General features: G+C 65.2%; 12 protein-coding genes. 1 reads left to right on the plus strand and 11 read right to left on the minus strand.

The annotated features are described in order from the left end of the window. Window positions 1-11: 11 nt before the first annotated feature. Window positions 12-356, minus strand: a complete 345-nt coding sequence (locus NFH97_RS00780; RefSeq protein WP_222569329.1) for a hypothetical protein — start codon at window positions 354-356, stop codon at window positions 12-14. 163 nt (window positions 357-519) lie between these two features. Between NFH97_RS00780 and NFH97_RS00785 the strand changes: the two genes are divergently transcribed. Beyond that, entirely contained in the window at window positions 520-996 is a 477-nt protein-coding gene (locus NFH97_RS00785; protein WP_349624227.1) for a DUF721 domain-containing protein, read from the plus strand. A gap of 225 nt (window positions 997-1221) precedes the next feature. On the opposite strand, the gene lpxC is transcribed toward NFH97_RS00785, so the two are convergent. The 10 genes from lpxC to mraY form a co-directional block, all read right to left on the minus strand. Continuing rightward, window positions 1222-2133, minus strand: a complete 912-nt coding sequence (gene lpxC, locus NFH97_RS00790) for a UDP-3-O-acyl-N-acetylglucosamine deacetylase (RefSeq protein WP_045993384.1) — start codon at window positions 2131-2133, stop codon at window positions 1222-1224. Between the two features lie 126 nt (window positions 2134-2259). Beyond that, complete coding sequence (ftsZ, locus tag NFH97_RS00795) at window positions 2260-3447, minus strand: cell division protein FtsZ (RefSeq protein ID WP_045993383.1); 1188 nt, start codon at window positions 3445-3447, stop codon at window positions 2260-2262. Between the two features lie 34 nt (window positions 3448-3481). Further along, the gene (gene ftsA, locus NFH97_RS00800) at window positions 3482-4771 is read right to left on the minus strand and encodes a cell division protein FtsA (RefSeq protein WP_045993382.1); all 1290 of its coding nucleotides are present in this window, start codon (window positions 4769-4771) and stop codon (window positions 3482-3484) included. A 230-nt stretch (window positions 4772-5001) separates the two neighbouring features. After that, complete coding sequence (locus NFH97_RS00805; RefSeq protein WP_108132665.1) at window positions 5002-5727, minus strand: cell division protein FtsQ/DivIB; 726 nt, start codon at window positions 5725-5727, stop codon at window positions 5002-5004. A 1-nt stretch (window position 5728) separates the two neighbouring features. After that, a complete protein-coding gene (locus NFH97_RS00810; RefSeq protein ID WP_045993380.1) occupies window positions 5729-6655 on the minus strand; it encodes a D-alanine--D-alanine ligase in 927 nt (308 codons plus the stop codon). Beyond that, window positions 6652-8064 (minus strand): UDP-N-acetylmuramate--L-alanine ligase, encoded by a 1413-nt coding sequence (gene murC, locus NFH97_RS00815; protein ID WP_045993379.1) that lies wholly within the window; start codon window positions 8062-8064, stop codon window positions 6652-6654. Before murC ends, NFH97_RS00810 begins: the two co-directional genes overlap by 4 nt. A gap of 64 nt (window positions 8065-8128) precedes the next feature. Continuing rightward, entirely contained in the window at window positions 8129-9181 is a 1053-nt protein-coding gene (gene murG / locus NFH97_RS00820) for an undecaprenyldiphospho-muramoylpentapeptide beta-N-acetylglucosaminyltransferase (protein WP_349625487.1), read from the minus strand. 29 nt (window positions 9182-9210) lie between these two features. After that, window positions 9211-10455, minus strand: coding sequence for a putative lipid II flippase FtsW (gene ftsW / locus NFH97_RS00825; protein ID WP_045993378.1), 1245 nt, complete (start codon window positions 10453-10455; stop codon window positions 9211-9213). After that, window positions 10452-11867 (minus strand): UDP-N-acetylmuramoyl-L-alanine--D-glutamate ligase, encoded by a 1416-nt coding sequence (murD, locus tag NFH97_RS00830; RefSeq protein ID WP_349624229.1) that lies wholly within the window; start codon window positions 11865-11867, stop codon window positions 10452-10454. The genes ftsW and murD overlap by 4 nt, the downstream gene beginning before the upstream one ends. A 7-nt stretch (window positions 11868-11874) precedes the next feature. Next, window positions 11875-12957: a phospho-N-acetylmuramoyl-pentapeptide-transferase gene (gene mraY / locus NFH97_RS00835; RefSeq protein ID WP_108132663.1), complete on the minus strand. Its 1083-nt coding sequence runs from the start codon at window positions 12955-12957 to the stop codon at window positions 11875-11877. Window positions 12958-12961: the final 4 nt, after the last annotated feature.

Below are 12961 nucleotides of genomic sequence, written 5' to 3' on the forward strand. Positions count from 1 at the left end.
CTTCATCGAATTCAGGCGATGTCAGGAGGCCCCCGGCGGGACACCACGTCGAGGGCGGCCACCGGCACCAGCATTGGCGCCGACCAGGCCACCGACGGGGACGATGGTTTGGGCAGGGTCTTGAGGGGATGTCGGGCCAGCCGATGGCGGCAGGCCTTGAGCATGGTATGGGCCCGGATGACCGCCGGCGCCATGATGCAGATCTGCACCAGTCGCTCGGTGGCTCGGGGAGATTCGGCGGCGCTCAGGCTCGCCGGCAGCAGGCAACCCACCAGCAGCCCTGCCAACCACCATCTGGCCACCCGACGGGCACGAGCCTCGCGGGGGCAGCAGCGATGTGGGTCGATGGCAGTCATGCTGTCGGGGAACTCCCTGGCGTGCTAGTCTCGGGCCGGCGCCATGCCGGCTGCCCATCACTCGAGCGGCCATCATGCAAACGGCCATGACACCTGCGTTCCACAGACGAACGCCGCCGAGCGACAAATTCATTGATCCTGGGGCATCCCAAGACACAAGCACATGAGTATAAAGGTTAAGCGGTTCCGCGCCCAGTCCATGACAGGGCTTCTTCAGGGCCGCGGCGAACTGGGCGGACTGATGCGCATGGCGCGCCTGATCGAGCGCGCTCAGGAGCATCTGCGCAATGAACTCTCGCCCACCCTGGCGGAACACCTGTTTGTCGGTGGCTTCCGTGACGGCCGTCTGACCCTGATCACCGACGGCGCAGCCTGGCTGACCCGTCTGCGCTACGAACAGCCGCGTCTGCTCGACTGCCTGCACCAGTTGCCGGAGTTCCAGGCAGTGACCGGCTTCCACCTCAAGGTACGTCCGGTGCGCCCGGCCAAGGTGGCGCCGCGCCAGATAAGGCGCCTGCCCGCCCAGGCCGGTGACGAGCTCTCGAGCTGCGCCGCCGATGTCGAGGATCCGCGACTCAAGCGCGCCCTGGAGCGCCTGGCGGCCCACGCCGAATCGCCCTCAGGGAAAGACGACGCCTAGCCCCATCGGCGCTCCCCGCGCATGAATCGCCGCGGCCTCCCGACCCTGCCCGCGCCGCTTGGCGACGCCGAACACGACGTGAACATGAGGCGAACATGAAACCCCAGACAGCAGAACGCCGCCCCGAGGGGCGGCGTTCAAGCGAGTGATGGCCGAAGACAAGTTGCTACGGAAGACTGGCGATCTGCGGGGCTAACCTTGGCCTGGCCATCACCGAGGCTCGCATCACGCCATGGCCGGTGCCGCGTAGGAAATCGGCGCCGATTCGGCTTCGCTCTCGTAGGTCACGATCTCCCAGGCCTCGGGCTGCTCGATGAGCGCACGACACAGCTGGTTGTTCAGCGCATGGCCGGACTTCACGCCACGGAACTCGCCAATCAGGCTGTGACCGAGCTGGTAAAGGTCACCGATGGCGTCCAGCACCTTGTGCTTGACGAACTCGTCGTCGTAGCGCAGACCACCATCGTTCACGATGCGGTAGTCGTCCACCACGATGGCATTGTCGAGGCTGCCACCAAGCGCCAGGTTGTTCGAGCGCAGGTACTCGAGATCACGCATGAAGCCGAAGGTCCGCGCGCGAGACACCTCCTTGACGAAGGACGTCGTGGAGAAGTCGACCATGGCGGTCTGCTTCTGGTCCTCGAACACCGGGTGATCGAAGTCGATGGCAAAGGAGACCTTGAAGCCCTGATGGGGCAGGAAGACGGCTTCCTTGTCGCCTTCGCTGACCTTGATCTCACGCTTGATGCGGATGAACTTCTTGGCCGCGCTCTGCTCCTGGATTCCGGCGGACTGGATCAGGAACACGAAGGGTCCGGCACTACCGTCCATGATCGGCACTTCGGGCGCACTCACATCGACGTAGGCATTGTCGATGCCGAGACCCGCGAAGGCGGACATCAGGTGCTCCACGGTCGCGACCTTCTCACCATTCTGAGACAGGGCGGTGCAGAGAGTGGTGTCGGTCACATTCAACGCCTGGGCGGGAATGCGGACCTCCGGCTCGAGGTCGGTGCGCACGAACACAATGCCCGTGTCCACCGGCGCGGGGCGAAGCGTCAGGTAGACCTTCTTGCCGGAGTGCAGTCCCACGCCCGTGGCGCGGATGACATTCTTGAGGGTACGTTGTCTGATCATTGTGCAGTCGCCAGGCAGTCGTTGGTTATCAAACACCGTTCACTATAACACCAAACGGACGTTTCAACAAAAAAACATCGCCTTTCGATCCCTGCACCCCGGAAATTTCGCGCACTCTGCTCTCGATCAGTCCGCCTGACGCCGCAGGAAGGCGGGAATATCGAGATAATCGTCCAACTCCTGAGACTTGCGCTTCTCGGCCTGCGGTCGCGGTGATTCCTGCGCCTCTGGCTTGCTCGCTGCGGCCACACCGGCGCCGCCCTGGGCGCGATTGATCGCACTCTGCTGAGGACGCTGGCGCGCCTCGGGACGACGAACCTGCTGCTGCGCCGCCGGCTTCTGCTGGCGTGACACCTGATTGTCGAGACCCGCCGCGACCACGGTGACCCGCAGTTCGTCGGTCATGTCCATGTCGATGGAGGTACCCACGACGATGGTGGCGTCCTGGGAGGCGAACTCCTGCACCGTGGCGCCGACGTCGTTGAACTCACCGATCGACAGATCCGGCCCAGCGGTGATGTTGACCAGGATGCCGCGAGCGCCGTGCAGATCGATATCCTCGAGCAGCGGGCTGCGGATCGCCTTCTCGGCGGCCTCGCGTGCGCGATTTTCGCCGGTGGCACCACCGGTGCCCATCATCGCCATGCCCATCTCTGACATCACGGTGCGCACGTCGGCGAAGTCGACGTTGATGATGCCCGGGCTGGTGATCAGCTCGGCGATACCCTGTACGGCACCCAGCAGGACGTCATTGGCGGCGCTGAAGGCAGTCAGCAGTGTCGCGCTCTTGCCAAGCACGGACAGAAGCTTCTCGTTGGGAATGGTGATCAGCGAGTCGACATGCTCGGACAGCTCCTTCATGCCCTCTTCCGCTGCGCGCATGCGCTTGGGGCCTTCGAAGGGGAACGGGCGGGTGACCACCGCGACGGTCAGGATGCCCAGCTCCTTGGCGACCTGGGCGACCACCGGTGCCCCGCCGGTGCCGGTACCACCACCCATGCCGGCGGTGATGAAGACCATGTCGGCGCCACCGAGCAACTCGGCGATCCGCTCACGATCTTCCATCGCGGCCTGACGACCCACTTCGGGGTTGGCACCGGCGCCAAGCCCCTTGGTGATCTCGCTGCCGAGCTGCAACACGGTCTTGGCGGAGACGCGCTTGAGCGCCTGGGCATCGGTATTGGCGCAGATGAACTCCACCCCTTCGATGCTGCTCTCGACCATGTGATTGACGGCATTGCCGCCGCCGCCACCGACGCCGATGACCTTTATGACCGCGCTGCTTGAGGGCGCGCTATCTACGACTTCGAACATTTGCCCCGTCTCCTGAGCCGCTTGTGCGGCCCTTTCAGAAATTTCCTTTGAACCAGCCTTTGATCTTTTCCAGCGCCGGAGTCCTTTCCTCTGGTCCACGCCGGGAGACGTCCTCGCGTCTCGATTGCGACGAGATGGTGCCACCCTGCCCCTGGTGGACACGACCCTGACGGGCCTCATGTAGAGCGTAATGTAACAAACCGACACCCGTCGAATAAATCGGATTTCGCACCACGTCGGCCAGGCCCCTCACATTCTGCGGACAAGCGACCCTGACCGGCATGTGAAATATCTCTTCGGCAAGCTCCACCACACCTTCCATGCGTGATGTGCCACCGGTCAACACCACCCCTGCGGCGACCAGATCCTCAAAGCCGCTGCGGCGCAGTTCGTCGCGCACCAGGGTGAACAATTCCTCGTAACGCGGCTCGACCACTTCGGCCAGCGACTGTCGAGACAGGTCTCTGGCGGGACGGTCGCCGACGCTCGGCACCTTGATCATTTCGTCGCTGGAAGCCAGCTGGGTCAGCGCACAGGCGTACTTGACCTTGATCTCCTCGGCATACTGAGCCGGGGTACGCAGCGCCATGGCGATATCGTTGGTGACCTGGTCACCGGCGATCGGTATCACCGCAGTGTGGCGGATGGCGCCCTCGGTGAATACCGCGATATCGGTGGTGCCCCCGCCAATGTCGACCATGCAGACGCCCAGCTCACGCTCATCCTCGGTAAGCACGGCATGACTGGAAGCCAGCTGCTCGAGGATGATGGCGTCGACGTCGAGCCCACAGCGACGCACGCACTTCTCGATGTTCTGTACCGCGTTGAGTGCGGCGGTCACCAGATGAACTCGCGCCTCCAGACGCACACCCGACATGCCCAGCGGCTCACGGATACCGCCCTGGGTGTCGATGGCGAACTCCTGGGGCAACACGTGCAGCACCCGCTGCCCTTCGGAAATGGCCCTGGCCCGCGCCGAGTCGATCACTCGCTCGATATCGGAAGGCGCAACTTCGCGCTCCTTGATCGCCACGACCCCGTCGGAATTCATGGAACTGATATGACTGCCGGCAATGCCCACATAAACCGAATGTATGTCGCAACCGGCCATCAACTCAGCTTCTTCAACCGCACGCTGAATCGACTGGACCGTGGATTCGATATTGATCACCACTCCCTTCTTCATGCCACGGGAGGGATGAGAGCCGATACCGGCAATTTCGATACCACCATCGTCGGTGGGTTGCCCCACGATCGCGACGACCTTGGATGTTCCGATATCCAGCCCGACTACCATATTGGACACGTTGGATGGACCTGCCATGAGCCGGGAAATCTCCTTGAACGGATTCCGTTACCTCGGAACCTGCCTCTGTTATAAAAAAACCTGGGACGATTATAGGAACAATAGCGCTTGTTCGACCAGCCCGGGGCGTACATTCATTCCACGATACGGACACATTTAAACAAAAGAAACCGAGAAAACTTTGCCGATGGCCGGAAAAGTGTCGCCATATAATTCCGTTCTCGCGTCTGATCCATGCCGTCTTTTCGTTAACCGCGAGTCGCGGCCTCATCATCGACCGGCTCCGTCTCGCCATGCCAGGCCACGGCGACGCCGTTGGGGTAGCGCAGATCGATGTAGCGAATGTGCGACGCGACCTCACCCAGTTCACGCCGCCAGGCCGCCTCGAGGCGCCCGAGGCGGGCGTCCAGATCTCCACGGCCGAGCATGATCCAGACGCCGCTGTCCAGCTGAAAGCGCCAGGCGCCGCGGGCTTCCAGACGTAGCTGGTCGATCCCGAGCCCCATCTTGTCCAGCCGCTGCCCCAGGTCATCGAAGTAGGCCAGCACCTCGGGACCAGCGCCACCGGGTCCCGCCATATCCGGTAGTCCCATGGGCGGCTCCACCGGGGCAAAGACAAAGGGCTCGCCATCGCCGTTGAGCAGTTGATCGTCGTTCCAGCGCGCCACCGGGCGCTGCTCCTCGAGCTCGAAGGTCAGTGCATTGGGCCACTCGCGACGAATACGCACCTCCTTGAGCCAGCCCACCTGCAATGCCTGCTCACGCAGCGCCTCCAGGTCCACCGACAGCCAGGTCCGGCCCCTGACCAGCGGCGCCAGCTGGCCCTTGAGGTAGCTGGCGTCCACGTGGTGCAACTCACCACCGATGGACACTCGCTCGATGGGCCGATCCAGCCACAACCACAGCGCCTTGCCACCGGCGCCCACCAGGGCAGCCAGCAGCACGACGCCAAGCCAGGTGCCGCGCCTGGCCATCTCAGCCGCGCTCCCTGGCGGTATCGAGGATACGCAGGACCAGCTCGTCGAAGTCGATGCCGGCATGGGCCGCCGCCTGGGGCACCAGACTGTGATCTGTCATGCCGGGCACGGTATTGACCTCGAGCAGCCAGAACCGACCTTCAGCGTCGCGCATCACATCGACGCGGCCCCAGCCCTGACAGCCCACCGCCTCGAACGCCGCCAGGCACAGCTCGCCCAGCGCGGTCTCCTGCTCGGTATCCAGACCACAGGGCAGGTGGTAAAGCGTCTCGTTGGACAGGTACTTGGCCTCGTAGTCGTAGAAGCCGCTGGGCACCTCGACGCGAATGGCCGGCAGCGCGCTGTCGCCAAGTACCGACAAGGTAAATTCGTCTCCCGACACAAAACGCTCGGCCATCACCCGAGTATCGAAGGTGGCGGCCTCACGATAGGCGGTTTCGAGTTCATCACGGCTGTTGACGATGCTGATGCCGATGGTCGAACCTTCATGGACCGGCTTGACCACCAGCGGCAGACCCAGTCGGTCGGCCACCTCGTTCCAGTCGGCTTCGGGCGACAGCAGCACGCTCTCGGGCGTCGGCAGACCCAGGGTCTGCCACAGCGCCTTGGTCCTGAGCTTGTCCATGCCCAGCGCCGAGGCCAGCACACCGCTGCCGGTATAGGGGATTCCCGCCAGTTCCAGGGCCCCCTGCAGACAGCCGTCCTCCCCTCCCCTGCCGTGCAAGGCAATGAACACCAGATCGGGGTTCAGCGCCTGCAGCCCGGCAACGCCGCCCTCGGCAAGGTCATAGCCGGTCACTTCAAGGCCCTGGCGCTGACACGCCGCCAGCACGGCGGCACCGCTGTTCAGCGACACTTCTCGTTCGGCACTATGGCCACCGTAGATGACCACCACATGGCCGTAGGACTGTACTTGTCGTGTCACAGGATCACCTCGTCGAACTGAAGCTGGGCATCCGCCAGACGCTGGGAGATGCCACCCACGTCACCGGCGCCCTGGGTAATCAGGATATCGCCGGGTCTGAGCACCTTGGCCAGCAGCGCCGGCAATTCCGCCTTGTCCTGGGCGAAGATCGGATCGACTTCGCCACGCTGACGGATGGAACCCGCCAGGCTGCGACCATCGGCGCCGGGCAGCGCGGCTTCGCCGGCACTGTAGACGTCGAGCAGTACCAGCGTATCGACGCCGGACAGCACCCTGACGAAGTCCTCATAGAGATCGCGCGTGCGCGAATAGCGATGGGGCTGGTAGACCATCACCAGCCGGCGCTCGGACCAGCCATCGCGCACCGCCTTGATGACCATCTCCACCTCGCGGGGGTGGTGACCATAGTCGTCCACCAGCATCACCTCACCTTCACCGTTGGGCGCGGCGAAGTGACCGTGTACCTGGAAGCGACGGCCAACCCCGGCAAAGCTCGCAAGTCCCCGCAGAATCGCCTCGGCGTCGACCCCGGCGTCGCTGGCCACGGCGATCGCCGCCAGCGCATTGAGCGCATTGTGACGGCCCGGCATGGCCAGACTGACATCGAGATCCTCGAGGTTGCCGGGTCGCACTGCGGTAAAGCGGACTTCGCCGGCACTCTGGGTGAAGTTCTCGATGCGATAGTCGGCGTCGTCGGAGAAGCCGTAGGTGACGAACTGGCGATTGATGCGGTCGAGCAGGCCACGCACGTTGTCGTCATCGATGCACAGTATCGCCAGACCGTAGAACGGCAGGTTATGCAGAAACTCGATGAAGGTGTGCTTGAGACGCTCGAAGTCGCCACCATAGGTGCTCATATGGTCGGCATCGATATTGGTGACGATGCTGACCATCGGCTGCAGGTGCAGAAAGGAGGCATCGGACTCGTCCGCCTCGGCCACCAGGTAGTCGCCCTGCCCCAGCTGGGCGTTGGTACCGGCGCTGGTCAGCTTGCCGCCGATGACGAAGGTCGGGTCGAGCCCGCCCTCGCCGAGCAGAGTGGCGGTCAGGCTGGTGGTGGTGGTCTTGCCGTGGGTCCCGGCCACGGCGATGCCGTGACGGAAGCGCATCAGCTCGGCCAGCATCTCGGCGCGACGTACCACCGGCACGCGATGCTCGTGGGCCCACACAAGCTCCGGGTTGTCCGCGTCCACGGCGGTGGATACCACCACCACATCGGCACCGGCAGCGTGCTCGGCAGCGTGTCCGATGAACACCTGGGCGCCGCACTGTTCGAGTCGCGCCACCACCGACGAATGACGCAGATCGCTGCCGCTGACCTGGTAGCCCTGATTGGCCAGCACCTCGGCGATGCCGCACATGCCGGCGCCGCCGATGCCGACGAAGTGGATACGACGAATGCGCCGCATGCCGAGACCGGGCCTGGTGGCAGCGGATGAGCTCAGTTGGCCGGGGACCGGCCCTTGGGTCGAATTACTCAAAACCTGTCTCCATACAGCCCGCCACCAGCCGTTCCACAGCGTCAAGGTGGGCCTCGGCCCTTGCCTTGCTCGCCATGGCCGCCAGGGTGTCGGGCTCAAGCAAGGTCCCCAGGCGCTCGGCCAGGGACGTCGGATTCATGTCACGCTGCTGAATAAGCGCCGCGGCACCGGCACCGACCAGCGCCTGGGCGTTGGCCGTCTGATGATCATCCACGGCGTGGGGAAAGGGTACGAACAGCGCCGGCTTGGCCGCCGCCGCCAGCTCCGCCACGGTCAGCGCGCCAGAACGACAGACCACCAGGTCCGCCCAATCATAGGCGCCGGCCATGTCACCGATAAAGTCGCTGACCTCGGCCTCCACGCCCGCGGCACGATAGCCTTCTCGGGTCGCCTGGTCCTTGTCTCTACCGGCCTGGTGGCGCACCTCGGGACGCGACTCGGGGGGTAGCTCGGCCAGCGCTCTGGGCATCTGCTGGTTAAGCGCCAGCGCCCCCAGGGAGCCGCCGACCACCAGCAGCCGCAGGCGTCGTCCGCGCATCTGGTCGGCCACGCGTGCATGCTCGCCAAGGGCGGCGATGTCGTCCCTGACCGGATTGCCGACGACCTCGGCGCGGCCACCGAAGGCCTGGGGAAAGGCGGCGTAGACTCGCTTGGCCAGGTGCGACAGTGCACGATTGGTCAGCCCGGCCACGGCGTTCTGCTCGTGGATGACCAGCGGTCTGCCGCACAGTCGGGCGGCAAGCCCGCCGGGGCCGCTGGCAAAGCCTCCGAGCCCAACCACCAGCTGTGGGTCGAACTCGCGAATCACGCTTCTCGCCTGGCCCACGGCGCGTCCAAGGCGCACCGGCGCCTTGAGCCAGCCCGCCAGACCGTTGCCCCTGAGGCCGCTGATGGCGATCTGGTGAAGCACTATGCCGGCCTCGGGCACCAGGCGATTCTCGATACCTCTGGGACTACCCAGCCACGCCACCTCGACGCCCTGCTGCTGCAATCCCCTGGCCAGCGACAGCGCCGGGATGACGTGCCCCCCGGTGCCGCCGGCCATGATCAGCGCTCGCCTTCCCTGTGTGTCACTCACGGCTTCACTCCTGCAGCCTTGGTTCTCCTGGGCGCTTCGCGGGCCTGGTCACGCCGCGCCGCCGGCGACTGCCGACGCTGGCGCTCGCGCGTCTCGATGTCCACCCGCAGCAACAACGCCACCATGATACAGCTCACCACCAGGCTCGACCCACCGTAGGACAACAGCGGCAGGGTCAACCCCTTGGTCGGCAACATGCCAGTACTCACCGCGATGTTGATAAAGGCCTGGGCGCCGATCACCAGGGCGATGCCATAGCTCAGGTAGGCGGCAAACGGTAGCCTCGCAAGCTCGGCCCGACGCCCAACCGCCATGGCCCGCCACACCAGCAGTGCGAACAGGCCGACCACGGCGATCGCGCCGACCATGCCGAGCTCTTCGGCGAGCACCGCAAAGACGAAGTCGGTGTGGGCCTCCGGCAGGTAGAACAGCTTCTGTACGCTGTTGCCGAGGCCCATGCCGATCAAGTGGCCGCGACCGAAGGCGATCAGCGCCTGGGTCAGCTGGTAACCGCTGGCGAACTGGTCCGCCCAGGGATCGATGAAACTTGTCAGTCTCGCCATGCGGTAAGGTTCGGCCACCGCCAGGATGGCACCCAGGGTTCCCACCAGCACGAACAACAGCAGAAAGCGCCCCCAGGGCGCCCCGGCCATCAGCAACATGCCCATGACGCAGCTGGTCATGACCACCACGCCGCCGTAGTCGGGCTCGAGGATCAGCAGCACGGCCACCACTCCGACCACTACCAACGGGCGCAGGAAGGCCCCCCACTGACGCCTGACCTGTGGCAGAAAGCGCTCCAGATAGCCCGCCATGTAAGCGATCAAGCAGAGCTTGGCGACCTCCGAGGCCTGTAGATTGAAGGGCACCCCGGGGATCGACAGCCAGCGGCGGCTGCCGTTGACCTCGCGCCCCACCAGCAGTACCAGCAACAGCAGCACCAGTCCCACCACTAGCAGCAGCGGGCCATTGGCCTTCCACCAGGCCAGGGGGACGCGCAGCGCCAGGCACCCCACGGTCAACCCGCCCAGCACGAAGATGCCGTGGCGAATACTGAAGTACCAGGCGTTGCCGGTCAGGCTCGACGCCACCTCGGTGGAGGCCGACGTCACCATCACCCAGCCGATCAGCAGAAGCGACAGCGTAGCCACCACCAGCCAGCCATCGAAGGCATGGTCGCGGGTGGAAAGACGCTCGCGCAGGGCCCCGAGGCGCTGGCGAGATCGGGCGAGACGACTCATGGCTTGGCTCCGCTGGAAAGATCCTGCACCCAGGCGCGAAAGGCGTCTCCCCTGGCCTGATAGTTGACGAACTGATCGAGACTGGCGCAGGCCGGTGACAGCAGCACCGCATCACCGGGCCTGGCCACCTCCCGTGCGCGACACATGGCGGCGTCCAGGTCGTCGACGCGGGTGATGGCGACCGCTCCCTTCAGGGCCTGGGCCAGCGCCTCGACGTCGCGGCCGAACAGCACCACCTCACGGGCGTAGCGCGACAGGGGGGCGGCCAGCGGCGAGAAATCGGCACCCTTGCCGACACCGCCGGCCAGCAGTACCAGACGCCCATCCAGGGTCGGGCCGAGTCCGGCAATGGCGGCCAGGGTCGCGCCCACATTGGTGCCCTTGGAGTCGTTGATCCAGTCGACGTCGTCGATGGTGGCGAGCCACTCGCTGCGGTGGGCAAGCCCGCTGAAACGTTCGAGCACCCGGGCCATGGCCTCCAGCGGAAAGCCCAGACGCTGCCCCATGGCCAGGGCGGCCAGCGCATTGGCCTGGTGGTGACGGCCACTCTGGCGCATGCGAGCCACCGGCAACAGTGGTTGGTCCGCGTGGAAGAACCAGGGCTCGCCCTGGTGCTCCACCACGCCCCAGTCGTCGCCGGATTGCGGCGCCGTCACGCCAAAGCGTGACAGTGCAGGCAACGCCTCGTCCGGCCAGGTCAGGGGGTCCTCGGCGTTGACCACCGCGTGCCTGGCACCACGAAAGATCGCGAGCTTGGCGCGGCGATAGCCGGCCATGTCGCCGTGGCGATCGAGGTGGTCCTCGCTGAGGTTAAGGAAGGCGGCACTGTCGGCCCCCAGACACGGGGTCGTCTCGAGCTGAAAGCTGGACAGCTCCAGCACAAAGAGATTCGCCTCGGGTTCCTGCACCAGCAGGTCCAGCGCCGGGGTACCGAGGTTACCCCCCACGGCCACCCGCCGCCCCGCCTCGCGGGCCATCTCGCCGACCAGGGTGGTCACGGTGGACTTGGCGTTGGCACCGGTGATGGCCGCCAGCGGCGCGCGACAGGCCCGCCGGAACAGCGCGATCTCACCCACCAGACGGGGCTCGCCGGTGTCTGGATCGATGCGCCTGGCCGGCGCCTCGAAGCACGCCTGATGGGGGTCGATGCCGGGGCTCAGGATCACCTCCCGCGCGTCGTCCAGCACCAATCCATCGAGCGGCCCCAGGCGCACCGGCACCCCCGGAAAGTCCGCCAGGAAGACGTCGAGTCCCGGCGGTGCCTCGCGGGTGTCCACCACCATGAAATCGCGGCCTTCACGCTTGAGATGGCGACAGATCGCCATCCCCGAAAGGCCGAGCCCTACCACCACGCTCAGGTGGGCGGGCACGACATGGCGTTGCGGCAGTCGCACATCCTGACTGGCGTCCATGGCCACCTCAGCGGATCTTGAGGGTGGCCAGACCCAGCAGGACCAGCACCACGGTGATGATCCAGAAGCGCACGATCACGCGAGGCTCGGGCCAGCCCTTGAGCTCGAAGTGGTGATGCAGCGGCGCCATGCGGAAGATACGACGACCGGTCAGCTTGTAGGAGCCGACCTGCAGGATCACCGAGATGGTCTCCATGACGAAGACGCCACCCATGATGAACAGCACCACTTCCTGGCGCACGATCACCGCGACCACGCCCAGGGCCGCACCCAGCGCCAGGGCGCCAACGTCACCCATGAACACCTGGGCGGGATAGGTGTTGAACCACAGAAAGCCGAGTCCGGCGCCGGAAATGGTGGCGCAGAATACCGCCAGCTCGCCGGCACCGGGGATCATCGGAATCTGCAGGTACTCGGAGAATACCGCGTTGCCGCTGGCGTAGGCGAAGACGCCAAGGCCCATGGCGACCATCACCGTGGGCATGATCGCCAGGCCGTCGAGGCCGTCGGTCAGGTTGACTGCGTTGGAGGAGCCGACGATCACCAGGTAGGTCAGCAGGATGTAGAAGCCACCCAGGGGCAGCACGAAGTCCTTGAGCAGCGGCAGGATCAGGCTGGTCTCCACCGGCGAGGCCGCGGTCAGGTAGAGCACCACGGCAGCCCCCAGGCCGATCACCGACTGCCAGAAGTACTTCCAGCGAGCCGGCAGTCCGCGCGGGTTCTTTTCCACCACCTTGCGATAGTCGTCGACCCAGCCGATGGCGCCGAAGCCCAGCGTGACGACCAGCACCACCCACACATAATGGTTGGTCAGATCGCCCCACAGCAGGGTACTGACGGCCATGGCCATCAGGATCATGGCGCCGCCCATGGTCGGCGTACCGGCCTTGGACAGGTGGGACTGGGGACCGTCGTCGCGCACCGCCTGGCCGATCTGACGCTCCACCAGACGGCGGATCATCAGGGGGCCAAACCACAGACACAGCACCAGCGCGGTGATGGTCGCCAGAATCATCCTCAGGGTGAGGTATCCAAAGACGTTGAAGGCGCTTTGATAGTTCGCCAACAATTCAGCCAGGAAAAGCAACATGTAT

Source organism: Halomonas sp. SCS19 (assembly GCF_040147015.1).
GTDB classification, from domain to species: Bacteria; Pseudomonadota; Gammaproteobacteria; order Pseudomonadales; family Halomonadaceae; genus Halomonas; species Halomonas litopenaei.